At 61.8% G+C, this 23,726-nt stretch carries 20 protein-coding genes and 1 tRNA gene; 2 read left to right on the top strand and 19 right to left on the bottom strand.

Annotated elements, in window-relative coordinates:
* Nucleotides 1-43: 43 nt before the first annotated feature.
* Nucleotides 44-1,321 carry a 4-aminobutyrate--2-oxoglutarate transaminase gene (gabT, locus tag AC3WMV_RS18050; RefSeq protein ID WP_003220503.1) on the bottom strand — a complete coding sequence of 426 codons (1,278 nt, stop codon included), beginning with the start codon at nucleotides 1,319-1,321 and terminating at the stop codon, nucleotides 44-46.
* 186 nt (nucleotides 1,322-1,507) lie between these two features.
* Nucleotides 1,508-2,950 (bottom strand): NADP-dependent succinate-semialdehyde dehydrogenase, encoded by a 1,443-nt coding sequence (gabD, locus tag AC3WMV_RS18055; protein WP_103367779.1) that lies wholly within the window; start codon nucleotides 2,948-2,950, stop codon nucleotides 1,508-1,510.
* A 443-nt stretch (nucleotides 2,951-3,393) separates the two neighbouring features.
* Between gabD and AC3WMV_RS18060 the strand changes: the two genes are divergently transcribed.
* Nucleotides 3,394-3,470 (top strand) — tRNA-Arg (locus AC3WMV_RS18060).
* Nucleotides 3,471-3,546: 76 nt separating this feature from the next.
* Here AC3WMV_RS18060 and AC3WMV_RS18065 read toward each other — a convergent pair.
* The 5 genes from AC3WMV_RS18065 to AC3WMV_RS18085 form a co-directional block, all read right to left on the bottom strand.
* Nucleotides 3,547-3,777: a hypothetical protein gene (locus tag AC3WMV_RS18065; RefSeq protein ID WP_007963505.1), complete on the bottom strand. Its 231-nt coding sequence runs from the start codon at nucleotides 3,775-3,777 to the stop codon at nucleotides 3,547-3,549.
* A gap of 57 nt (nucleotides 3,778-3,834) precedes the next feature.
* Nucleotides 3,835-4,404 (bottom strand): hypothetical protein, encoded by a 570-nt coding sequence (locus AC3WMV_RS18070; RefSeq protein WP_103367780.1) that lies wholly within the window; start codon nucleotides 4,402-4,404, stop codon nucleotides 3,835-3,837.
* Nucleotides 4,401-4,982, bottom strand: a complete 582-nt coding sequence (locus AC3WMV_RS18075) for an RNA polymerase sigma factor (protein WP_219738000.1) — start codon at nucleotides 4,980-4,982, stop codon at nucleotides 4,401-4,403. The genes AC3WMV_RS18070 and AC3WMV_RS18075 overlap by 4 nt, the downstream gene beginning before the upstream one ends.
* A 29-nt stretch (nucleotides 4,983-5,011) precedes the next feature.
* Nucleotides 5,012-6,697, bottom strand: coding sequence for a vWA domain-containing protein (locus AC3WMV_RS18080; protein ID WP_103367782.1), 1,686 nt, complete (start codon nucleotides 6,695-6,697; stop codon nucleotides 5,012-5,014).
* Nucleotides 6,698-6,785: 88 nt separating this feature from the next.
* Nucleotides 6,786-7,346 (bottom strand): YbhB/YbcL family Raf kinase inhibitor-like protein, encoded by a 561-nt coding sequence (locus AC3WMV_RS18085; RefSeq protein WP_103367783.1) that lies wholly within the window; start codon nucleotides 7,344-7,346, stop codon nucleotides 6,786-6,788.
* A gap of 139 nt (nucleotides 7,347-7,485) precedes the next feature.
* Between AC3WMV_RS18085 and AC3WMV_RS18090 the strand changes: the two genes are divergently transcribed.
* A complete protein-coding gene (locus AC3WMV_RS18090) occupies nucleotides 7,486-9,009 on the top strand; it encodes an FAD-dependent oxidoreductase (protein WP_103367784.1) in 1,524 nt (507 codons plus the stop codon).
* Between the two features lie 103 nt (nucleotides 9,010-9,112).
* Here the strand turns inward: AC3WMV_RS18090 and pgaD are convergent, their stop codons facing one another.
* The 12 genes from pgaD to AC3WMV_RS18150 all read right to left on the bottom strand — a co-directional run bounded on the left by pgaD (nucleotide 9,113) and on the right by AC3WMV_RS18150 (nucleotide 23,688).
* Nucleotides 9,113-9,646 carry a poly-beta-1,6-N-acetyl-D-glucosamine biosynthesis protein PgaD gene (gene pgaD / locus AC3WMV_RS18095; RefSeq protein WP_097086804.1) on the bottom strand — a complete coding sequence of 178 codons (534 nt, stop codon included), beginning with the start codon at nucleotides 9,644-9,646 and terminating at the stop codon, nucleotides 9,113-9,115.
* Nucleotides 9,643-10,998 (bottom strand): poly-beta-1,6-N-acetyl-D-glucosamine synthase, encoded by a 1,356-nt coding sequence (gene pgaC / locus AC3WMV_RS18100; RefSeq protein WP_007961454.1) that lies wholly within the window; start codon nucleotides 10,996-10,998, stop codon nucleotides 9,643-9,645. The genes pgaD and pgaC overlap by 4 nt, the downstream gene beginning before the upstream one ends.
* A gap of 1 nt (nucleotide 10,999) precedes the next feature.
* A complete protein-coding gene (pgaB, locus tag AC3WMV_RS18105) occupies nucleotides 11,000-12,997 on the bottom strand; it encodes a poly-beta-1,6-N-acetyl-D-glucosamine N-deacetylase PgaB (protein ID WP_103367785.1) in 1,998 nt (665 codons plus the stop codon).
* Between the two features lie 12 nt (nucleotides 12,998-13,009).
* On the bottom strand, nucleotides 13,010-15,493 hold the full coding sequence (gene pgaA / locus AC3WMV_RS18110) for a poly-beta-1,6 N-acetyl-D-glucosamine export porin PgaA (RefSeq protein ID WP_103367786.1): 2,484 nt from the start codon (nucleotides 15,491-15,493) through the stop codon (nucleotides 13,010-13,012).
* A 247-nt stretch (nucleotides 15,494-15,740) separates the two neighbouring features.
* On the bottom strand, nucleotides 15,741-17,246 hold the full coding sequence (locus AC3WMV_RS18115) for a YdgA family protein (protein ID WP_103367787.1): 1,506 nt from the start codon (nucleotides 17,244-17,246) through the stop codon (nucleotides 15,741-15,743).
* Nucleotides 17,247-17,537: 291 nt separating this feature from the next.
* Complete coding sequence (locus AC3WMV_RS18120; protein WP_103367788.1) at nucleotides 17,538-18,173, bottom strand: NADH:ubiquinone oxidoreductase subunit N; 636 nt, start codon at nucleotides 18,171-18,173, stop codon at nucleotides 17,538-17,540.
* 93 nt (nucleotides 18,174-18,266) lie between these two features.
* Nucleotides 18,267-19,709, bottom strand: a complete 1,443-nt coding sequence (locus AC3WMV_RS18125) for an efflux transporter outer membrane subunit (protein ID WP_103367789.1) — start codon at nucleotides 19,707-19,709, stop codon at nucleotides 18,267-18,269.
* Nucleotides 19,706-20,593 (bottom strand): efflux RND transporter periplasmic adaptor subunit, encoded by an 888-nt coding sequence (locus AC3WMV_RS18130; protein WP_097086795.1) that lies wholly within the window; start codon nucleotides 20,591-20,593, stop codon nucleotides 19,706-19,708. The genes AC3WMV_RS18125 and AC3WMV_RS18130 overlap by 4 nt, the downstream gene beginning before the upstream one ends.
* Nucleotides 20,590-20,799 carry a DUF1656 domain-containing protein gene (locus AC3WMV_RS18135; RefSeq protein WP_047601052.1) on the bottom strand — a complete coding sequence of 70 codons (210 nt, stop codon included), beginning with the start codon at nucleotides 20,797-20,799 and terminating at the stop codon, nucleotides 20,590-20,592. Before AC3WMV_RS18135 ends, AC3WMV_RS18130 begins: the two co-directional genes overlap by 4 nt.
* Nucleotides 20,796-22,859, bottom strand: coding sequence for an FUSC family protein (locus AC3WMV_RS18140; protein WP_103367790.1), 2,064 nt, complete (start codon nucleotides 22,857-22,859; stop codon nucleotides 20,796-20,798). The genes AC3WMV_RS18135 and AC3WMV_RS18140 overlap by 4 nt, the downstream gene beginning before the upstream one ends.
* Complete coding sequence (locus tag AC3WMV_RS18145; RefSeq protein ID WP_007961473.1) at nucleotides 22,856-23,284, bottom strand: MarR family winged helix-turn-helix transcriptional regulator; 429 nt, start codon at nucleotides 23,282-23,284, stop codon at nucleotides 22,856-22,858. The genes AC3WMV_RS18140 and AC3WMV_RS18145 overlap by 4 nt, the downstream gene beginning before the upstream one ends.
* Nucleotides 23,285-23,442: 158 nt before the next feature.
* Entirely contained in the window at nucleotides 23,443-23,688 is a 246-nt protein-coding gene (locus AC3WMV_RS18150; protein ID WP_103367791.1) for a DUF2789 domain-containing protein, read from the bottom strand.
* Nucleotides 23,689-23,726 lie beyond the last annotated feature (38 nt).

Genomic DNA, 23,726 nt, shown 5'->3' on the forward strand with positions numbered 1-23,726 from the left:
CCGAAGCGGGTTTTTTGTCGAACGGATCACACAGCGCCGGAGCTTACAGCTCCGAGAAGCACTCTTCGATGATCGCCAGGCCTTTGTCCAGTTGCTCGTCCGGCGAGGTCAGCGGTACGAGAACGCGCAGCACGTTGCCGTAGGTGCCGCAGGACAGCAGGATCAGGCCCTTGTCGCGCGCCTTGGCCACCACAGCCGCAACGGCGGTCGGGTTTGGCTTGTGGCTGTCGCCGTTTTCGAACAGCTCGACCGCGATCATCGCGCCCAGCGCACGCACTTCACCGATCACCGGGTACTTGGCCTGGATGGCCTTCAGACCGGTTACCAGACGCTCGCCGACAGCCTTGCAGCGGTCCAGCAGTTGCTCTTCTTCGAACACTTCCATCACGGCCAGCGCCGCCGCGCAAGCGATCGGGCTACCGGCGTAGGTGCCGCCCAGGCCGCCCGGAGCGATGGCGTCCATGTATTCGGCCTTGCCGCAGACACCGGCGAGCGGGAAGCCGCCAGCGATGGATTTGGCGAAAGTGGTCAGGTCGGCAGCAACGCCCATCTGTTCCATGGCGAAGAAAGTACCGGTACGGCCAGCGCCGGTCTGCACTTCGTCAGCGATCAGCAGGATGCCGTGCTGGTCGCACAGGGCACGCAGACGCTTCATGAATTCCTTCGGCGCGACGTAGAAACCACCTTCACCCTGCACCGGCTCGATGATGATCGCGGCGATGTCTTTCGGCTCGGCGTCGTTCTTGAAGATGCGCTCGATGGAAGCGATCGAGTCATCGATGCTCACGCCGTGCAGTTCGTTCGGGTACAGCGCGCGGAAGATGCCGCCTGGCATCAGGCCCATGCCGGCCGAGTAAGGCACGACCTTACCGGTCAGGCCCAGGGTCATCATGGTGCGACCGTGGTAGGCACCGGTGAAGGCGATCACGCCGGCACGGCCAGTGGCGGCTCGGGCGATTTTCACGGCGTTTTCCACGGCTTCGGAACCGGTGGTGACCAACAGGGTTTTCTTGGCGAAATCACCTGGCACCTTGGCGTTGATCTTTTCGCACAGCTCAACGTACGGCTCGTAGGCCAGTACCTGGAAGCAGGTGTGGGTCAGCTTGTTCAGCTGTTCGGTCACGGCGGCGATGATTTTCGGGTGCACGTGGCCGGTGTTCAGCACAGCGATACCGCCGGCGAAGTCGATGAATTCACGACCTTCAACGTCAGTCACGGTAGCGTTCTTCGCCGACTCAGCGAAGATCGGGTGAATCTGGCCAACACCACGTGGAACAGCTGCGGTACGACGGGCCATCAGTTCAGCGTTAGTCTTGCTCATTACAGTCCTCATTCACCGCTCATCGGGCGGCGTGGTTCAAGGATTAAGCGGGAGGAATCGGCGGTGGCAGCATGCGATGATCGACTGCCACGGCGTTCCCGGCCGCAGAGAAAATTCCGGTTTGAAACGACGCAAAGGGACAGCGCTCTCGTGCCCTTTGCGTTTACAGCGATCTTCTACCGAGGCTTAGATGCCAAGGCAGAGGTATTTGATTTCCAGGTAATCTTCGATGCCGTACTTGGAGCCCTCACGGCCCAGGCCCGAGGCCTTGATGCCGCCAAACGGCGCGACTTCGTTGGAGATCAGCCCGGTGTTGACGCCGACCATGCCGTATTCCAGGGCTTCCGCTACACGGAACACACGACCGAGGTCACGAGCGTAGAAGTAGGACGCCAGACCGAACTCGGTGTCGTTGGACATGGCGATCACTTCGGCTTCGTCTTTGAAGCGGAACAGCGGCGCCAGCGGGCCGAAGGTTTCTTCCTTGGCGACAGCCGCGTTTTTCGGCACGTTGGTCAGGATGGTCGGCTCGAAGAAGTTGCCTTCCATCGGCTTGCCACCGGCCAGCACGGTGGCGCCTTTGGCCACGGCGTCAGCGATGTGCTCTTGCACCTTGGCCACGGCTTTTTCGTCGATCAGCGGGCCAGTGGTGGTGCCTTCTTCCAGACCGTTGCCGATCTTCAGCTTGGCCACCGCCACTTTCAGCTTCTCGGCGAACGCGTCGTAGACCGAATCCTGAATGTACAGACGGTTGGCGCAGACGCAGGTCTGGCCATTATTGCGGTATTTGGAAATGATCGCGCCTTCGACGGCCTTATCCAGGTCCGCGTCGTCGAACACGATGAACGGCGCGTTGCCGCCCAGTTCCAGCGAGACTTTCTTGATGTCCTTGGCGCATTCCGACATCAGCTGACGGCCGATTTCGGTCGAGCCGGTGAAGGACAGCTTGCGCACGATCGGGTTGCTGGTCAGCTCGCTGCCGATGTCGCCGGCGCTGCCGGAGACCACGCTGAACACACCTTTAGGGATGCCGGCACGCTGGGCCAGTTCAGCCAGAGCGAAGGCGGAGAATGGGGTTTGCGAAGCCGGCTTGAGCACCATGGTGCAACCGGCGGCCAGCGCAGGGCCGGCTTTACGGGTGATCATCGCCGCCGGGAAGTTCCACGGGGTGATCGCTGCGGTCACACCGATTGGCTGCTTGATCACGATCAGGCGCTTGTCCGGCTGGTGGCCCGGGATCACGTCGCCGTAGATGCGCTTGGCTTCTTCGGCGAACCACTCGATGAACGAAGCGGCGTAAACGATTTCGCCCTTGGCTTCAGCCAGCGGCTTGCCCTGCTCGAGGGTCATCAGGCGCGCGAGGTCGTCCTGGTTCTCGATCATCAGTTCGAACCAGCGACGCAGCTTGCCTGCACGCTCCTTGGCGGTCAGTGCACGCCAGGCCGGCAGCGCTTTGTCAGCGGCTTCGATGGCACGGCGGGTTTCGGCGGCGCCCATTTTCGGCACGGTACCGAGGATTTCGCCGGTGGCCGGGTTGTTGACCTTGATCGTCTGATCGTTGTCCGCATCGACCCAAGCGCCATCAATGAAGGCTTGCTGGCGGAACAACTGGGTATCTTTAAGCTGCATGTCGGCTTTCCTTAACAGCACCGCGGCCTGCGCGGAGCAAAATTATGATTGTAGAAAGGCGCCTCGCAAGGCTGCCGTCAGGGAAATCATCGACCGGGTGAGGCGCAGCGATCGTGCGTTATTCACAGCATCTGCGCATCCACACCCCGTCAAAGAGCGTTTGAAATCTCAAACGGATCGTAGGAGCAAAGGGGGTAAAGGACAATAGGTCGTTCGAAAAAAAGAACAAAAACCCAGCGTTTGCTGGTTTTTTCAGATCAACGAGCAAAAAGCCCCGGCCGCAGCCAAACCATAGAACAGCCAGGAAAAAGCGCCAAGCGAGGGTTTTGCAGGACGTTACAGCTTTAAGGAATGCAGCGTTTCACACCGACACGCGCACTGACAAAACCCGCCAAAACCCGGCATGGACGCCCCGAGCCGACCTAGGTATGATGTCGCCCGCTGCACCAGTAGCTCAGCTGGATAGAGTACTGCCCTCCGAAGGCAGGGGTCGTGGGTTCGAATCCCGCCTGGTGCGCCATGAATTGAAACGAGAAAGCCCCGGACTGTGATGGTCCGGGGCTTTTTTGTGGGCGCGGTGTTTCATGCGACGACGGTCACTCCGTCGTCCAGTCAAACTCATCGTAATCGTCGTCTTCCTCTTCTTCCCCAACCTCCTCAAAAACCTCGTCTTCTTCCACGACGTCTTCTTCCGACTGGTTCAGCAGAAACTCCTTGCGCGCCTCGGTAATCGCGCGCCGCATCTCCTCGCCCTTCTGCGGGCAGTTGAGGAGTTGGGCGATGCGGTCGATTTTTGCTGCCACTTTGTTCTCCAGCGCTTCAGCCATGGCCCGATAGTGCGCGTTTTTGCCGGGCAATGCCAAATGGCTGGGTGAACCGGGCGGTCAGTTCTTCTGGATTTTTTCCAGTCGGGCGTCGAGGTCGGCGTTCGGGTAGCGTTTGTGCAGGTTGTTGAACAGGGTGTCGGCCGCTTTTGATTGGCCGGATTCGCGCAGGCGCAAGACTTCGCGCAGTTGTGCGTCGAGGCCGTTGGCCGGGGCGGCGGCGCGTTTGCTGGTTTTGGCTTCATCGGCGCTGAACGCCTCGCTGTGCATTGGCGCGGCCATTTCTGCCATCGGCGCGGGGGCGGACAATGCTTCGGGGGCTTGTTTGCGAGCCATTGGTGCGGCGGGTTTGGCGGCCGGGGCGAAGTCGAATTGCGGCTGCGGTTCGGGGGCGCGTTGCACCAGCGAGAGCATCAGTGCCACACCGACCAGGCTGGCGAATGCGACCTGCCAACGCGGCTTCTGGCAGGCCTGCAGCCAGCGTTGCCAAAGGCTGGGCTGGGGCGCCGGGGCTGCGCGGCGGGCCGTAGCAAGAATCAGTGCATCGAGCTGTTCTGAAGGTTCGCCGGTGTGTTGTTCGCGATAATGCTTGAGCAGTTGCTCTTCGGGTGTCTGGCGGGCGTCAGTCATGTCAGTACCTCCTCGGCCAGCAGCCGACGCAGTTTTTGCTGGGCGTAGCGCAGGCGGCTTTTGACGGTTTCCAGCGGTGTTTCGGTGAGGCTGGCGATTTGCGCCAGGTCGAGATCGCCATGGGCACGCAGAAGGAACACTTCGCGCTGGTCGGCGGGCAGGGTTTGCAGGGCGCTTTCCAGGCGCTGGCTGTCGCGGCTGAGGTTCAGCAGTTGTTCGGGATCGCTGCTGTCGTCGCCAACCGCATGAGCCTGTTCGTCATAGCTGTCGTGCAGCGGCTGATGCACGCCGTGTTTGCGCCAGTGATCGATCAGCCGATTGCGGGCAATCTGGAACAACCATGTACGAAACGTCGCCCGGCCCTGTGGCTGACTGGCGCTGCGGATCAGGCTCAGCCAGGTGTCCTGAAACACTTCGTCAGCCAGTTCCGGTTTGCCGCTCAATCCGAGCAGAAACCGATACAAACCTTGGCGATGACGGGCGTACAAGATCTCGAACGCTGCGCTATCGCCCTCGCGATAACGCGCCAGCAGCGTTTCATCGCTGCTGGCGGCCGCGCTGTCTGGCGTAGCAAACAGCTGACTGATGAAGCCTTTCAATCGGCTCACTATTCAATCCGTCGCTCAGTGGGCATCGCGATCGATGCGGTTGAGGCGCGCAGGCTTTGCGCCAGTTCCACCAGTTGCACGAACTCGTTGCGCAAGCCGAAGCGGTCGTCGCCGCGAGCGCCACGGGCCAGTGCTTCGGTGTCTTTCAGGCCGAAGTCGCCAGCGTAGCGAGCGTCCTTGAGCTGCTGGGAAAACGCCGCCACCGCCGCCGCGAAACGCAGGTCCTCGCTGGCCGGTGCGACCTTATTGGCAATCGGCCGCTCGATCAGCAGACTTTTCCCACCTTCAGGCTGTTGATAACGCACACGCAGCATCGCCAATTCTCCATCCTTCGCAGCAACCACCTTCTCCGATTTACCGTAGCGCAGCGGTTCCAGCCAGCCCTGCTCACCTGCCGGAACAATTTCATACAGCGCGGTCACCGTGTGTCCTGCGCCGACTTCACCGGCATCGACTTTGTCATTGCTGAAATCCTCACGCTTCAAGGTGCGGTTTTCGTAGCCAAGCAGGCGATATTCACTGACCTGCGCCGGGTTGAACTCCACCTGCAATTTGACGTTTTTTGCCACCACCGCCAGGGTCGAACCGAGTTGATCCACCAGCACTTTGCGCGCCTCGCGCAGGTTGTCGATGTAGGCGTAGTTGCCGTCACCGGCGTCGGCCAGCTGCTCCATCAAGTGTTCATTGTAGTTATCCACACCGAAACCCAGGGTGGTCAGGGAAATCCCGGTTTTGCGTTTATCCACAGCCATTTGTTTGAGGCTGTCGAAGTCGCTGACGCCGACGTTGAAGTCACCGTCGGTGGCCAACAGGATGCGGTTGATGCCTTTGGGGATGAACGCCTGCTGGGCCATTTGATAGGCCAGTTCGATGCCCGACGCACCAGCGGTTGAACCGCTTGCGGTCAATTGCTCGATGGCTGTGCGAATTTTGGCTTTCTCGCGTCCGGACGTTGGCTCCAGCACCACACGGGATTCGCCGGCATACACCACCAGCGACACCCGATCCTGCTCGCGCAACTGATCGACCAGCAACTTCAGCGTGCTTTTGACCAGTGGCAGCCCTTCGCGGCGATCCATCGAGCCGGACACATCCACCAGAAACACCAGGTTCGCCGGGGCCAGTTCCGCCACAGCCCGGTCGGAGGCCTTGATGCCGATGCGCAGCAGGCGGGTGTGCGGATTCCACGGGGTGGCGGCCAGTTCGGTGGTTACGCCGAAGGGCGAACCATCGCTGGGCAGCGCATAGTCATAGGGAAAGTAATTGACCATCTCTTCCAGCCGCACCGCGCCTTCCGGCGGAAGACGTCCCTGATTGAGCAAACGCCGGACATTGGCGTAGGCGCCGGTATCGACGTCGGCGCTGAAGGTCGAGATCGGGGCCTCGGCCACGCTGTGGATCGGGTTGTCGGCCAGCGCCTGATATTGCTCGCGCTGCTCGTCGCGATAGCCTTGTGGATAACTTTCCGGGGCCGGCATCGCCGCGAAACTGGCAATCGGCGCCGGACGCGCACTGCGCTTGGCCAGCGCACTGTCGGCAACGAGCGCCTCAAGCTGAATCGACGCCTGTGGCTGGGCCGGCGCCGGAACGGCAGCCGATTCGAGATTGGAAGACACGCCGCAACCGGCGACGGTCAACAACACACCGACGGCAACGGGTCGCAGAAAAGGCAGGGAGCGGGACATGGGGGCTGACCTCGGGATGAAAGTGATCCATTCATCCACTGAGACGGGCAGCCCCTTCAGATCGGGTTAAGCGCCGCTGAAAATATTTTCAGCGGTGATAACGCCGCACCACGCTGCTGTTACGCAGTACGTGGCCTTTGATTTTGTCCATCAGCTCGGCGCGGGTCAGACCGGCGGGCAAGGCGTCCGGGGCCAGATCCAGGGCGTAAATCTGAATGATGTAGTGGTGGGCGCTGTCGCCAACCGGTGGGCACGGCCCGATGTAATGGGTGGTGCCTTTGCTGTTGGTACCGCCCACGCCTTCGAGAGTGGATTTGGCGCCGACACCGGCCGGAATCTGCCGGGTGGTGGCCTTGATGCCGTAGTGAATCCAGTGATCGACGCCAGCACCTTTCTGGCCGTCCGGGTCGTGCATGACGATCGCGTAGCTCAGAGTGCCGGCAGGCCCGGCGTTCCAGGCCAGTGCCGGGGACTGGTTCTTGCCACCGCAACCGGCCGCATCGCTCGCGGCGGCCGAGGTGAACAGGCGATTGTCCGAGACACCGGGGATGTCGAGGGTAAAGCGCTCGGCCGCCTGCGCCGGAAACTGCACGCAAAGGGCGACGGCGACAGCCGCCAGCCAAGGGTTGAGAGAGGTCAATCGGGTCATTCCGGGAGCACCTTGTGCAGTTGGGCCTTCGTCGGCCTGCAAACTATAGCTGTACCGTTCGTACCTTGGCAGTGGCAATTGGCTGAACCTCGCACTGCGGCGCAAACTCGTAAGAGAAATGCCTGTCAGGAGCACGAACATGAGCCTGCACCGTGTCGCCCGTGTCGCCGATGTCCCCGAAGACCGTGGCCTGCAAGTGGAAATCGGCGAGCGCAAGATTGTCCTGCTCCACGCCAATGGCCAACTGCGCGCATTTCAAGGCGAATGCCCACACGCCGGCGCGCCATTGGCTGACGGCGCGCTGTGCAACGGACGCCTGATCTGCCCTTGGCACAAAGCCGCGTTTCGCACCGAGGATGGCGCGTTGTGCGAACCGCCGGCCCTCGACAGTCTCAAGCGTTATCCGCTGGAACTGCGCGGCGAGGAAGTCTGGGTCGATGATCAACCGCTGCCGGATGCGCACACGCCTCCGGCCGACGATCCGCGCACCTTTGTGATTGTCGGCACAGGTGCAGCGGGCACGGCATGTGCGGCGGCTCTGCGGGAGAAAGGTTTCGGCGGCCGGATCATCATGCTCGACCGCGAAGCGGAGGCCGGTTACGACCGCACGGTGCTGAGCAAATTCGTCCTCGCCGGCGAGATGCCGGCGCAGGAAACCCCGCCGCTGCGCGATGAAAGCTTTTATAAGGAGCAGCGCATCGAACGCCGGCAAGGCGAAATTTCGGCCCTCGACGCAACAACGAAAACCCTGCATTTGAAGGATGGCCAGACCCTTGGTTACGACGCCGCGGTGCTCGCCACCGGCGGCGAGCCCAATCCGCTGCAACTACCCGGCGCCGACCTGCCGCAGGTGTTCGTTCTGCGCTCGAAAGCCCAGGCCGAACAGATCATGCGCACCGCCAAACCCGAACAGCGGGCGCTGATCATCGGCGACAGCTTTATCGCCCTCGAATGCGCCTCGGCCCTGCGTCAGTTCGGCCTCGACGTCACGGTCATCGCCCGCCACGCCATCCCGTTTACCGCGCAGTTCGGCGAAGCGGTGGGCAAGGCGATCCGCGCGCTCCACGAACAACACGGGGTGAAATTCATCACCGATCACGAAGCCCGGGAAATCACCGGTGATGGCAAAGTCGAGGCGGTTCTGCTGGACAACGGTTTGCGCGTTTCGGCGGATCTGGTGCTGGCGGGGGTTGGTGTGCATCCGGCCACAGAAGCGTTCGCTTCGCTGCCAAGGGAGAAAGACCAGTCACTGCGCGTCGATGCCGGCCTGCGGGTCTGCGAAGGTCTATGGGCGATTGGCGATATCGCCACGTTCACCCTGAGCGGCCAGCCGCAACGCATCGAACATTGGCGCCTGGCCCAGCAGCACGCACGCATCGCTGCCGCCAACATGTTGGGCGCCGATGAGCATTATCTGGATGTGCCGTTTTTCTGGACCTGGCACTTCGGCAGGAACTACGACTACCTGGGCCACGCCAGCCAGTGGGATGAAATCGAGTTCAAAGGCGAGCCCGAGCATCCGCCCTTTATTGGCCTCTTCGGCCACAACGGCGTGGTGGTTGCCGCCGTGGCTTGCGAGGAAGAACGGGCCATGGCGATGTTGGCCGAGCGGATGAAACAGCCGCTGACGATGGAAGACGCGTGGGAACTGATTCGCTGCTGAATGCTGAACAATGTAGGAGCTGCCGAAGGCTGCGATCTTTTGATCTTTAAAATCAAGATCAAAAGATCGCAGCCTTCGGCAGCTCCTACAGGGGAGTCGTTGTTCAGGTGGGGCGATTCACCGGGTCGCGATTGTCATCATCCTCGGCGTGCAGAAAGATCACCCGTGGATGTTCCAGCGGCGCCAGCGGTGGCGGCAATTCCGTCGGTGCCAGTGGACGAAAGTTCAGCACCACATGGCTGATATCACCTTCCTGGTCGTTGTGGATGGTCATCACCCCGGGTGTGCGCAGCTTCTCCAGGCGGTCATCGCACAGGCGGAAGCTCTTGCTCAGCCCTTCATCATCGACCACCGGTGCCGGCAAGCGACGCTGGGCGAAGCTTCTGCTTTTGCGCTGCTGATAACGCGCCCAACCAATCAGGATCACTGCGTTGACCAGCGCCACCCACAGGTAGATCTGCAACGTACCCAGGGCCTCGAACGCCGAGTTGTCGATGCGTGGCCCACCGGCGTGGGTCTCGATCAACGGCCACAGTCCGCGAATCAGCAGAAACAGCAGGCCGACCCAGGCCAGCACGGTGAGGACCACATCGACCACCACCAGGAAGGGCCGCTGCCGGGTCCGGATGATTTTCATTTGATGACCTCCTCTTCGTCGTCGCCGACCGGTTTGATGCCGCGGTCAGGGCTGACCCAACGCGCACGCTTCTGGTGTTGACCAAACAGCACTTTGGGGAAACTGACCAAGGTGGTGAGCAGGCTGACCAGCCAGAACGCGATCGGGTACCAGACCACCCAGAACATGGTTCGGCCCAGACCCGGTTCATAGCGCCGGTCGATGATGATGCTGACCGCGAATTGCACCAGGCAGACGAACGCCAGCAACAGGCCGGTGAACGCCGGGGGCATCAGGTGATGCACGGCAATCGATTCCGGCATGACCACGAACTTGCCCACGCCCCAAAAGATCACCGATAGCAGGAAGGTGAAGGCCCACCCGGTCGACAGGCAGTACTCGAACAGCAGTGGCCACAAATAACGATGACGGTACTGCCAGATCCCGCGAATGTTCTTGAACAGCACCTCGGCGCCACCCTGCGCCCAGCGCAGGCGCTGCTTCCACAGACCGCGCAGGGTTTCCGGCATCAGGATCCAGCACAGCGCGCGCGGCTCGTAGAAGATGCTCCAGTGATCGAGTTGCAGCTTCCAGCTGATGTCGATGTCTTCGGTGATCATGTCCGGGCTCCAGTAGCCGACCCGGTTCAACGCGGTACGACGAAACGCGACGATCACCCCGGACACGGTGAAGATCCGCCCGAACACCCGTTGCGTACGCTTGATCAGACCGATGATCGACGAGAACTCGCCGACCTGCACCCGCCCGACCAGCGTCGAACGTGTGCGAATCCGCGGGTTGCCGGTCACTGCGCCAAGCCGCGCGTTGTCGAGCATCGGCGCCACCAGATAGGCCGCCGTGTTCGGCGCCAGCAGCGCGTCACCGTCGATGCACACCAGATATTCGCTGCGCGCAGCAATCGCACCCATGCGCAGGGCCACAGCCTTGCCCTGGTTTTCTGCCAGATGCAGCACCCGCAGGCGTGGGTCTTCCTGGGCGAGCCGGTCGAGCACTTCGGCGGTGTTGTCCTTGGAGCCGTCGTTGATCGCGATGACTTCGATGTTCGGGTAGTGCTGGGCCAGCGCCGCGTGAATGGTGTCGGCAGCGTTTTCGCCTTCGTTGTAGCAAGGGATCAGGATCGAGATCAGCGGCTCGCCTTCCAGTGGCGGCGGCAAAGTGTCGTCCTTCCATGGCCAGTGGCGTTCCCAGTGCAGCCAGAAATACAGGCCGCCGGCAATCCACAGGCCGGACATGAACAACGGGTAGAAGAACACGAAGTCCATCAGGAATTGCCCGGTGACCAGGAAGATCAACCCCAGCGGCACGCCGAGGACGAGCGCCAGAACAAGCAGGGCTAACAGTCTATCCAGCATGTCATGGGTTCCATTTGTTGGAGAGCGCAGGCCTTACGGTTTTCAGGTCCGGCAGGTTGTCGAGGAAGTTGTCCGGGTAGTAACCGAAACTGGTCGCACCCTGACGCTTGAGCCGGCCCATCCAGTCGGCCAATTGGGCGCCGTCGATGTCGGCCTGATCCTTTTTCGTCCAGTCGCGAGCCTGCAGTTCGAAGACTGTGCGATCCAGTGCACCGGGGCGCTGTTTGATCTTCGCCACCAGTTCTTCAAGCCACGGGCCGGATTGCGCCTGTGTCTGTTTTTCCATCAGTGGCATGGCCATCGGCGCCGTCCAGTCGTAGGTCACGAGGAAATCGTCGAGGTTCTGCGCAAACCAGGCTTCGCTCTCAGGATTGAGCACCGGCTCGGCGAAGATGTTGCGTGCGGTCAGCACTTGCGGGCCACGGATCGCACGGACCTTGGCGGTCAGCTCATTGGTGAAGTCGATCAGGTATTGGCTCTTGAACCGCGTCCAGCGCTGCATCGCAGCCGGATCATCCCGAAGCGCAGCAATAGACCCCGGCAAGCCGTGCGCGGCATACGCCTTCAGGGCCTCGGGGCTGGCGTCTTCGAAGTCCGAGAGCACCGCGTCGTCGTGATAAAGGATGCCGTCGACCGAGGTCAGGCGCGCCACGTCTTCGTAGATTTCACCGATGATCCGCCGTACTTGCGGATCGAATGGCGACAGGCGTTGATACTGGCCCGGATCGACCGAGGTGCTGCCGGTCTTCGGATCCCAGCGCGTAACACGCGGCAGCTTCGCATCGAGGCCGAAGCTCAGCACCGGCATCCACGCGAACACTTTCACGTGCGCCCGAGTCCGCAGTTGCCAGGCAACGCGATCGAAGATGTCGGCGCGCACCGGCAGGTGACGGTTGGGGAAGTACAGCGAGTGCACCAGTCCGTCGCCCTTCGGATCGGCGAAGGCCTGCAGGAACACGGTGTTGGCGCCCATGTCGGCCATGCGCTGGATCAGTTTGCCGAGGTTGATTTCCTGTTGCGCCGGATCCGGGTCATAAACGTTGTCGAGATCGACGTGCACCACACGCATGGCGAAATCCGACTGCACGCCAACAATGCTGTTGGCGAAATGCTCGCCGTCAGGATCGGAGGCCACCAGGAAGCGCGGACTGCTCATCAGGTTGTCGAGAGCGTCGAGACCGTCGTCCAGGGTCAGGGCCATTTCGTAGCCCTGCTCGCCGACCACGGTCAGCGAAGTGCCGTCCGCCGTACCGTAGGGCCAGACCCAGATGCGCGGTTTTTTGCCGGTGACCTTGCGGATTTTTTCCGAGATGGCCGCGACGTCATTGCGTATCCGGGCACGGAACTCCTCTTCGGATTCGTAGCGTTTGGTGAGCGGGTCGTAGCGACGCGTCGCTGCCGCCGGCTGCAGGTTGCCCTGCGGGTTGGCAAGAACGCCTTTGTGGTTGGCGTCGGTGTGCGCGGCGATTTCCACCAGCCCCGATCGCGAAATCTCGCGCACCTGATCCCAGGTCAGGAAGTCGGAGCGTGCGCGGGGTGCACCGGCAAAATCCACCGGTTGATTGAGCGGGGTGTCGATCCAGGTGCCGACCGGTGCCAGCAAGGCGTGCCAGTTGTAGGCACGCAGCACCGGCAACACGCGGGTATAGAAGCTTGAATAACCGTCGTCGAAGCTGAGCAGGATTGCTTTGGCCGGCAGTTCCGGGCCGCCCTTGCGCGCCGCCATGATCTGGTCGACGGTGACCGGCTTGTAGCCGTTCTCGCGCAGCCAGGCCAACTGTTCGATCATGCGCTCAGTGCGCACGGCCACCACGGCCTGATCAGGGTCACGGTCTTCGACGTCGTGATAGGCGATGCCCAGCACGTGGTTTTTCGGCCAGGGTTTTTCACTGGCCGCCACCGGACGTTGCGACGGCGGCGCGAAGGCCGGGGCTTGCTGGGCGCAGGCGCTGATCAGCAGCACTCCCAGCAGAAGGATGAAACGCGTCATCAAAGGCATCTTCAAACTCTTCTAGAAGCGGAAAGTGAGGTCGACGAGCAGACGCAGATCGGTCTCCCGATCACCGTCGTAGGGCCGGTTGATCACACTGAACAAGCCGCCCACCTCGAACACGTCGTTCCAGGCATAACGCTGGCCGTAGCCGAGCATCGCCATGCCGCCGGTGCCGTGGTCACGCTGGCTGTAGGTGCCCGCACCCGCCTGGAATTGCTGGCTCCAGGATGTTTCGTAGCGGTGGTAAAGCACATGGTTGACGTTGACCGTCGGCATGACGCTGAAGTCCGACTTCGGGTTGAAGTACGGCACATCCTCGGAATTGGAGTTGTGGCTGGTGCCAACCTCCAGACCGGCATCGACCTGGACGTTCGGCGCGCTGTAGACACCCTCGCGCCCGGTGAGCAAGGCCTCGACGCGGTTGTTGCCATCACTGAAGTGCGACGGGCTGACCGACAGTTTCCACTCGCGGCTCTCGTTGGCGCGCCAGCGGATGAACGCGTTGCCGCCATTGGCCTTGATGTCGCTGTTGAGCGCCCGCAACGGCGTCTCGGCCGACAGGTAAGCGAAGCTGCCGCCGTATTGCCAGTGGTCGTTGATGTCGCGGGCTATCGCGATCCGCGCGCCCTGTTTGGCGCCGTAACCGTAATCGTGATTGGAAACTTCGGCTTCCAGGCTCATGTCACGGGTGCGCCGTTCCAGGCCAACGCGCTGGAAGCGGTCGGTGCCGGTGCCTTCGGCGAAATCGCCGGTGGCATAACCGGCGCCGACGAACACCCGCCAGTCTTCATCAATCGGCGGGCTGTACAGGGTGCTCTGGATGCCGAAATCGCGGCTGCCACTGACCGCGCCCGCACCACCGCTGCCGCCGCCTCCGTTGGCCTTGCCACCGTAGGCTTCGACGCGCAGTTCGGACATGTCGTGCACTTCACGCTCACGGGCCGCGCGCTGCGCCTGGCGGTTGTCGGGGAAACGCTCGACCACGTCATCGGTCAGCGCATCCATCTGTCGCCATTCCTGCAGGCTCATCGCGGTGCGCGCCTGAGCCAGTTCCAGGCCCATGTCGCGCGGGGCCATGCTTTCGGTTTCCTTGAGCTGGTTTTCAGCGCGGCGTGGCCACTGTCGGGCCAGGTACAGATCGGCCTGGGCCAGACGCAAACCGAGGTTGCCCGGGGCCTGATCGACCAATGTCTGCAGGCGCTCCTCGCCGTGCGGCAGGTCAGAGCCGTAGGTGCCGGCCTGCGCCGCCAGTTGCTGCGCGTCCATCCATTCATCGTTGGGGTTGCCGATCGGCAAGCCCTTGAGTTCGACGCGCGGCTTCTGGGTCTTGGCCAGATCCTCGGCGACTTTGCGCGCTTCATCGGCGCGGTCGCTTTCCAGCAACGAGTAGTACAACGCAGTGGTGTCTTCGAGACGATCACCGACATCGGCATCCGGTGCCGACAGCACCTGGCGATACAGGTCAGTGGAGACTTCCGGCTGGCGCTGATCCAGATACGACGCCGCCACCCAGCGCAAGGCGTAGGTCGGAATCTTCACGCCTTCGCTTTGCAGCTTCTGATATTCATTGATCACGTCGGCGGTGCGCGCCCGCGCCTTGAGTGCGCCCATGCGGTCGATGCGCCAGCGAATCACGTCATCGTGGGCGCTGGCGTCCGGGGTCCAGGTGGCGAGCAATTTGTCGTAATCGGCCAAGGCGCGGTCGGCGATCACATAGCGTTCTTTTTCGCTGCGGGTGGCGAGTTCGGCCAGACGCACGCGTTCGGCAGCCAGATCACCTTCGAGGCGGCGCAGGGTGACCGGGTCGATCAGCCCCGGACGTTGATTGGCCAGGCGCAGCGCCGGTTCCGGCAGCCGCGCCTTTTGCAGAGCGACCACGTATTCACGGGCGACTTCCGGCTTGCTGCCGGCACGCATGAACGCCTGATCGTATTCAAACAGTGCGTCGTACTGCTTGCCGGCGCGGGTCAGGGCATAGCCCAGTGCGAGACGGCGTGAGGGATCGTCGGGTTTGGCGGCAACCAGAGCCTTGGCGCGGGTCACGGCTTCGTCGGGTTTACCCGCGTCAGCCTGAGTCAGCGCCAGCCCCAGTTGCAGGTCAGCGTTGTCCGGCTCCAGCGCCAGCGCCTTGTTGTAAACCTGGGTCGCCTGCTCCCAACGCTTGAGGTTGCGATAGGCGCGTGCGGTGGCGGTCAGTGCCTGCACCGGCAGCACCCGGTCACGGCCCTGGGTCTCATAGACCTGCACCACCTCGGCATCGAGGCCGGCCCAACTGGCGATTTGCAGGTGATCGCTGATCTGGCCGGTGGTCGATTGCCCCGGTGGCACCTGGCGCAGCACGTTCAGCGCAGGCGTGGTCTGCCCGGCACGGGCATCACGCACCATCTGATCATAGGGCGTATCGGCAAACGCCAGTGCCGGCCAGAGCAACTGGCTGCACAGCGCAACGCGAAACAACGGGCGTAAACCACGATGTAAAACAGGAACATCAATACGCGGCATTCGTCAGCATCCTTACATGGCCAGCCGGGTCGCAATGCCCCCCTTGCCCATTCGTAACGGAGACCGAGTCAAAACAGACCCGGCCAAGCTTAGTCAGGCAGTCTTGCATGCAAGCGTAGTCGAATATCCAGAACGCAATAATTGTTCAGAATCGTGGCGCCGGCTCAGACGAAAACCCGCACACCAGACAGCAAAACGCCCGGCGTCTGTGGATCAGAGGCCGGGCGTTGTTATTTAGAACGCAGGATTACTGCACTTGCGTGACGCCGGCGAACTTGCTCATCAGGAAGCCGACGAACTGCTCAACGGTCATTTTCTGGCCGTTGAACTCCACCTGATTGGCGGCGTAATGCAGCTTGGTCACGACATTGGTGCCATCGACGGTCGCCAACTGCGAACCGACGGCCATGCCGGAAAACATGTCGGCACCGGCGCTGGCCTGGTCGACGATGGCTTTGGCGTCAGTCTGACCGTCGAGCTGCGCTTGCACGCTGAGCAGATCGATCAGCATCGGCTTGGACACCTGAATGTTCAGGTCCAGCAGCGCGACCAACTGTTTACCCAGTTGATCCGGCGGCAGATCCATCGACTGTGGCTTGGTCAGATCAATCACCAGGCTGGCGCGGCTTTCACCGTTGGCGGTTTTCAGCGACAGGTTTTCCAGCGCGATCTGTGGACTGGCGGCCAGCAGTTTCTGCAGGTCAGCCTTGACCTGTGCCGACTCGGCTTCGGTCAGGTTCAGTTCCGGTGCCGGCAGGCCGGCTTCGGCAGCGGCCGCCGCTTCCTTCTCGTACGGCTGCAATTTGGTCTGGTAGATCTGCATCAGCGACATGGTCGACGGGATGTCGAGGTTCTTCAGGCTCATGGCCATGTTGGCCGAACCGATTTTCTTGTCGTTGAGGGTGAATTCACCCACCTTGTAGTCAGCGCGGCCCGAGGCATTGCTGCCGCTCTCTTCGGTGAGGTTCTTCATTTCGAAGTTCTTCACGCCGAGTACCGACTGCTTGGGACCGAAAGTGGTTTTGCTGTTGGTCAGCTCCAGGGTGTTTTCCCCGGTGTAGTAGCCGTAGCTGCTCTTGGTAAGGTTGCTGGCCAGGGTCAGACCGTTGAGTTCGACCTGCACCGGTGCTTGATCCTGCGACACGGTGACCAGTTTCAGGTTGTCCATGTAGCCGTCAGCCTTGACCTTCTGCGCCTGGGCACTGGCGGAGATGTTCATGGTCAGGCCGGAGAATTTCAGGCTCGACTGCTCGTCCAGCGCGGTTTCGAGCGGCAGCAACTCGAGGCTGCTGGTGGTGGATTCGTCGTAGCCGATGTTGGTCACACCTTTAAGCGGCGCGGCGCCCTTGGTGGCGGCAAACCATTTTTCGGTGGCCGGGCTCTTTTCCAGCTCGTAATTGCTGGTGGCCATGACCGGCAGCCACTTCAGCGATACCAGGCGCGAGAACGGCAGTGGGCCGTGCTCGATGTGGTCGACGAACAGCAACTCGACCGGCTGGTCGCCGAACATCTCGCCTTCGCCCTTGAGACGGTAGTGCGCGGTGCTGGTGAAGGTGTGACGCTCCAGCGACACCAGCTCCAGCGACGCGGTGCCATTGGAGCCGGCCATCGCGGTCTGCAGCTCTTTGTTGGCGTTGCTGACGGCGTTGTTCAACACGCCTTCAATCTTGGTCCCGGTGTACCAGGCCCCGCCGGCGCTGATCGCACCGATGGCAACAACAATCCCGAGAAGCACGCCTGCTGATTTATTCATGAATGACCTGATCAATGTCCGTGGCTGAAATGTGGTCGTCTTCCCTGAACCCGTGACCGGGTCGCGGCTCGACTCCGCTGAAATTAGCGGTGGAGATTAGCACTGGCAGCGCGAGGCGGCCCAATGTTTAAAGGTTAAAGAGTGTCTATGGGGAGTGTGGACAGCTGACAGGCGGGGAGAGTTGCAGTGTTTTTGAGGACGCTATCGCGAGCAGGCTCACTCCTACAATTGAAATGCGTTCCCCTGTAGGAGTGAGCCTGCTCGCGATAGGGCCACTGGATTCCCAGAAGATCAGGAATACTGAACCTCGATCTCATCGAGTTGATGATCGAAGCTCTTCAACCGCGCAGTCCAGGTGTAGACCAGCACTTCAAAATCCCGATCGATCACCGCCCCGCCCGGCCCGTCGGCCCGGGGATCGCAGAAATCCAGTTGATAGCGCTCACGAGCCATGGCCGTCGCGACGTCGGACAGTTCACGGGCATTGTTGAGCCAGTGCCAGCCTTCGTCGGCAATCTGCTTGTCGAGTTCCAGACACTGTTTTTTCAAGGCTTCGAGGCTTTTTTCCAGCGGCGTGCCGGTGAGTTCGCCCATGACTTCGGCGAAGGTGCGTCCCGGTTGCCAATAGCTGCCCCAGAAGTAGCGGTCGAACACGGTTTCGACCCGGCGCAGGGCGACTTTGGTGTCCCAGATCAGCACCAGGGTCTTGCCTTGTTCAAGCTGTCTTTTTTTGACTCGCTGCACCTGGATCGACGCCCAGGCCACCACGACAATTGCCATCACCGCGATCAACGCCGTGGCGCTGTCGAGGAAGACCATGGCCTTGTCGATCTGATGGGCCAGCATGATGCCGTAGAAATAGGTGGCCGATAGCAGCACCAGCGCTACCAAGGAGCACCAGAAGCCGAGAGCGTAAGGGTTTTTCATTATTGGTTTCCCCTAGACCAGCGCTAGCAATGTGCGCTGAAAGGGTGCGTTGCACGTGGCACCCCTTCAACACTTCAAAGCATAGCAACGGCTTCAGGGTTTGCTGGCGCTTGAGGCTTGCGTTCGTCCGCTTTCCCAACCGCCACCAAGGGCGAGGAATAAATCGATCTGGCTCATGGCGACCTGGGTGTTGGCGGCGGCCAGTTGCGCGGTGACGTCGGTGTAGGTGCGGGTCGCCTGCAGGTCGGCGAGGAACGACTCGCGCCCGGCCTGGAAGAAGCGGTGGGTCTGGTCCGCCGCCAGTTTCGCCGACTGCTCGGCATCGGCCAGGGCGTCGCGGCGTTGCAGCAGCGCGCTGTATTGGGCCAGACCGGTCTGGGTTTCGCGGATGGCGTTGAGCACCACGCCGTCGAAATGCGCCAGTGCGGCCTGGGTGTTGGCCTCGGCTTCACGGATCCGCGCACGGGCGCCGTTGGTCGGCACCTTCCAGCTCAATGACGGGCCGAAACCCCAGCGGTTGGTCGACGGATCGCCCAAGTCGTCAATAAGACCGACGGTGCCGATAGTCGCGCCGATGCTGATGTCCGGATACAGCTCGCCCGTAGCGACGCCGATGCCCGCTGTCGAGGCCGCCAAGCGACGTTCCGCCTGACGGATATCGGGACGACGCTTGAGCAGCGCCGCACCGTCGCCCACCGGCACCAGTTGGGCAATTTTCGGCAGTTCGGCACAAGTGGCGGTACCGGCCGGCAATTGCTCGACCGGTTTGGCCAGCAGCATCGACAGGCGGAACAACCCGGCCTGACGCGCTGCCTCATAGCGCGGCAAGTCGGCGCGCAACGACTTGAATTGGGTTTGCGAACGGGTGACCTGGGTTTCATCACCACGCCCGGCATCGCGCAGGCGCTGGATCAGCGTAGTGCTCTGCGATTGCAGGTCGAGGGAGTGCTGGGCAATTTCCCGCTCTTCGTTGGCCGCGCACACTTGGGTGTACGCGCGAACCACATCGGCCACCAAAGTGATGCGTGCGGTGTCAGCCGCTGCTTGAGTCGCATCGGCGTTAGCCTTCGCGCCTTCGATACCGCGTTGCAGGGTGCCCCATAGATCGAACTGATAAGACGCGCTGATGCCAATATCGCCGACGTTGTCGACCGGGACTTTTTCCGGCAGCAAGAACGCCTGCCCGGATTCCTGCAAACGCTGCGCGCCCATCTTCACGCCTGCGCTCCAGCCACCCGCCGCTTCGGCCTCATCGACTTGCGCGCGCGCCCGTTGAAGGTTTGCCGCCGCCACGCGCAAATCAGTGTTGGACGCCATGGCCTGCTGCACCAGTTGATCCAGACGCGGGTCCTTATACAGTCGCCACCAGTCAGCCGGTACCGGCGCTGACACCACCGGTTTGCCCTCCACCGCCAGTTCGCCCTGAAAGTCCTTGCGCTGCACCGCCGCGTCAGCGGGCAGCTGATAGTCCGGCCCGACCATCTGACAGGCCGAGAGCATCACGCCCAACCCGGCGATCATCAGGGCCTTGTTCATTGCGCGGGCTCCTGCGTTTTGTCGTCGATGATCGACACGGTAGCGGTACGCCCGGCGATCATGCGGAAGTCTTCCGGCACCTCGTCAAAGGCGATGCGCACCGGAATCCGCTGCGCCAGCCGCACCCAGCTGAACGCCGGGTTGACGTTGGGCAGCAGGTTGTTGCCGCTGGTGCGGTCGCGGTCTTCGATACCGGCGACAATGCTTTCAACATGCCCGCGCAGCTTGGCCTTGTCGCCGATCACGCGGATATCCACCGACTGCCCGACATGAATGCCGTCGAGTTTGGTTTCTTCGAAATAGCCGTCGATGTGGAACGAGTTACTGTCGACCACCGACAGCACCGGACGCCCGGCGGTGACGAATTCCTGCACACGCGGCGCGCGGTCGTTGACGTAGCCGTCCACCGGGCTGCGGATCACCGAACGGTCGAGGTTGAGCTGCGCGCTGTCCACCGTCACCAGCGCTTCGGCCAGCGCCGATTGCGCCCGGGCGACTTTCGACTGGCTTTCTTCCAGTTGCTCGGCCGGCACCAGGTTGCCCAGGCCACGGTTACGCTTGGCTTCGCGCTGCGCCTGGGCCAGGGTTTCTTCGCGATCGGCGACCGCCGCTTTAGCCTGACGCAGAGCCAGTTTGAAACGGTCCTGGTCGATGCTGAACAGCACCTGGCCGCGTTTGATCAACTGGTTGTCCTTGACCTCGACCTGCTGGATCAACCCGGATACGTCCGGGGCGATCTGGATGATGTCGGCGCGAATGTGGCCGTCGCGGGTCCACGGCGCAAACATGTAATACATCACCATGCGCCAGACGAGGACGACGGCAAAAGTCACGATCAGCAGGGTCAGGACCACGCGACCGATAGTCAGAAACGGTTTTTTCATGTCATCAGGTATCGACTGAGTGAGTCCACGCCGTACAGCAGCACGGCGTAGAGCGCCACGTTGAACAATGCCCGGTGCCAGACCAGACGGTAAAAGTGCACACGCGTGAGCACGCCGTGCACCAGCAGAAACAACACATAGGTGATGCCCATCAGCACCAGCAGGGTGGGCAGGAAAATCCCGCTGATATCCAGATCACCGATCATAGGGGCGCTCCATCGGGCAGCGGTTCTTCGGCATCGCTGGTGCTGACGAATTCCACGCCGGGCAGCAGCGCCAGGCGCAAACCGCTCAAGGCATGCAACAGGTTTAGCCGGGTTTCTTCGTCGCCGTGGCCTTTGAGCGCGCGGCGCGCGCGGTCCATCGTCATCAGCAACGGACTCGGCGCCGGCAAGCGTTCGCCGGCCTTCAGACACGCGCGGAAATACTCGCCGACCTCAGCCACCACTTGCTGCAGCAGGGCCTTCGGCGCTCCGCTGACCCGTGGCGTATAAGCCAGCAGATCGAGCAGGTTCAGGCCCACGCGCACTTCACGCATGGCAATCCCGGTGTCTTGGCCGGTCATGGCCAGACGCGGCAAGTGCTGCATCAGACGATCGAGCAACTGCACGCCCAGATGCCGATGTTCGGCCAGATTGGCCGGCTCGGTCATGCGCACGATGTCTTTCCAGCTGAAGCGGGTCAGACGTTTGGCGGCCAGTTCGACGCCGAACGGGCGGGCGATCAGGGTCCAGATGAACGCGAACAACAGGCCCAGAGGGCCGGCCAGGTTGGAGTTCACAAAGGCGAAGAAGTCCGCGTCGTAGGCGCCCTGAATGCTGATGAACGACGAGGTGTTGACCAGCGTCAGGAGCATGCCGAGGAAGAACCGTGGCTGCACCGTCAGGGTGCCGACACAGATGAACGGAACCGCAAACGCCAGTACCAGCATCGGAAAATCGTGCAGGTTCGGCAGAATCAGAAACAGATAGAGACTGGCGAACAGCACCGACATCCCGGTCCAGAAAAAGAACCGGTAGATCTGCGGTGCCGGGTCGTCCATCGAGGCGAAGAAACTGCACGCTACCGCCGCCAGAATCACCGCGCTGCCACCGTCCGGCCAGCCGAGCAGAATCCACAGCACCGAAGCGACGATGATCGCCAGAACGGTCGAGGCCACCGAATACAGCATCATCCCGCGGTCGAGAAATGGCGTCAGCCGCCCGAGGCGCCAGTGCCGGTAAACCGCGCGCCAGCTGTCCTGGCGCTCGCAGAGAATCGCGTCCTGCAAACTGCGGCAGTCCTGCCACAGATCGATGAATTCACCGAGGCGATAAATCGCGTTGGAGAACAGCAATTGCTTGCGATCTTCCAGCTCCTCGCAACTTGGCTGCAGGGCCTGGAGTTGATCCTTGAGCACCTGCCACCGTTCGAGATCGGCGTCGTTATGGCCGAGCCATTGCTGGGTCGCGGTCAACAGCGGGGCAAACTTTTCCACCAGTTCCGGTGTGCGTCGCTCAAGGGCATAGAGCGAGTCTTCCAGCGCATCGATCACCGGCAACAGGTGGATCATCCGCCCGCGCAGTTCCTTGGTGTTGCGCACGGTTTGCGGTCGAGCGCCTTCGTGGGGCAACTGGCCGATCATCAATTCGAGGCTGTTGAAATTGGCGACCATGGCCATGCGCAGCGTGGCGATCTGTTCAGGCTGCACGTCGCGGCTGAGAAACTTCAGGCTGTAGGTGGTGGCGTCGGCGAACCACTTGCCCACTGCGTCGTTGAACACCGGCGCCAGACGCCGCGGCCAGAACATCGCGCCGACCACCGCCGCCACGGCGATGCCGAGAAAAATCTCTTCGGTGCGCGCCTCCGCCACGTCCCACACCGCCAGCGGATTATCCACCGTCGGCAAGGCAATCAGCGGCAAGGTGTAGCCGGCCAGCATCAGTGCGTAACTATTGGCGGTACGCAGGTGCAGCGACAGGAACAGCAAAGTCCCCGTCCACAAGGCAATCACCACCACCAGCACATACGGACTCTGCACGAACATCGGCACGAACAGCACTGCCGCCGCCGCGCCGAGAAAGGTGCCGATGGCGCGGTACAGCGCCTTGGAACTGGTCGGGCCGAGAAACGGGCTGGAAACGATGTACACCGTGGCCATCGCCCAGTACGGACGCGGCATTTGCATGAGCAGGGCGATGTACAGCGCGATCATCGACGCTGCAAAGGTACGGACCCCGTAGAACCAGTCCCGGGCAGGCGGGATGCCAGAGAAAAAACCGTTCAAGAATTGATCACCACAGGCGGATTGGCCGCCTCAAAAGCTCGCAGTACCCGAAGCGTAGCCTCCAGATCACTCTGGTCGATGCCTTCGAGCACTTCATGACGCAGACGCACCAGTTCGATCTCCACCGCTTGCACCAGTTCACGGCCGGTGTCGGTCAGGCTCAGGCACTTGGCCCGACGATCCTGCGCATCTTCGGTGCGGCAGACGTAGCCGGCGTGGCACAACTGATCGAGCAGGCGCACCAGCGACGGACTCTCCATCCCGGCCGCCTGCGCCACCTGCACCTGACGCACACCCTCGCCCAACCGCCCGATCATCAACAATGGCACGGCGCAGGCTTCGGAGATTCCATAGTTGACCAGCGTGGTCTGGCAGATCTTCCGCCAATGCCTGGCGGCCACCACCATGGCACTGCTGATGTTCATCTGGAGAGCGTCGAGGGAATTCGGCACGGGAAAATGCACACTGTTAGTTTGCTAACTATCAATATCGCATTGACGGGGAATTTCAGTCAAGTTTTGAAACAAATCTGCCCGTTGGTCGTGCGCACCGTAAACAGATGTGGCCGTTCGCAAAATAATGGTTATCCCTCCCGCCCCTTGCGCAACAACACATTCAACTGATCCACCACCTCCGCCCAATCCGCATCATCAAGAATCTCATCCCGCAAAAAATCCGCCTGGCTCTTGCTCCAGAAAAACGCGTCTGCGAGGTGCAACTCGGGTTTGAGTGGTGAATGGGTGGCGATGAATTGGTCGATGCCGGTCGGGTCGCTGTCCAGTCCCAGTTGCTCGAACAGGGATGGCAGGCTGTGGGTTGGCTGCTCCATGGAAGACTCCTTCAAAAATGCGGTGGGTGGGAGATCAT

The organism is Pseudomonas sp. FW305-3-2-15-E-TSA4, from assembly GCF_058787295.1.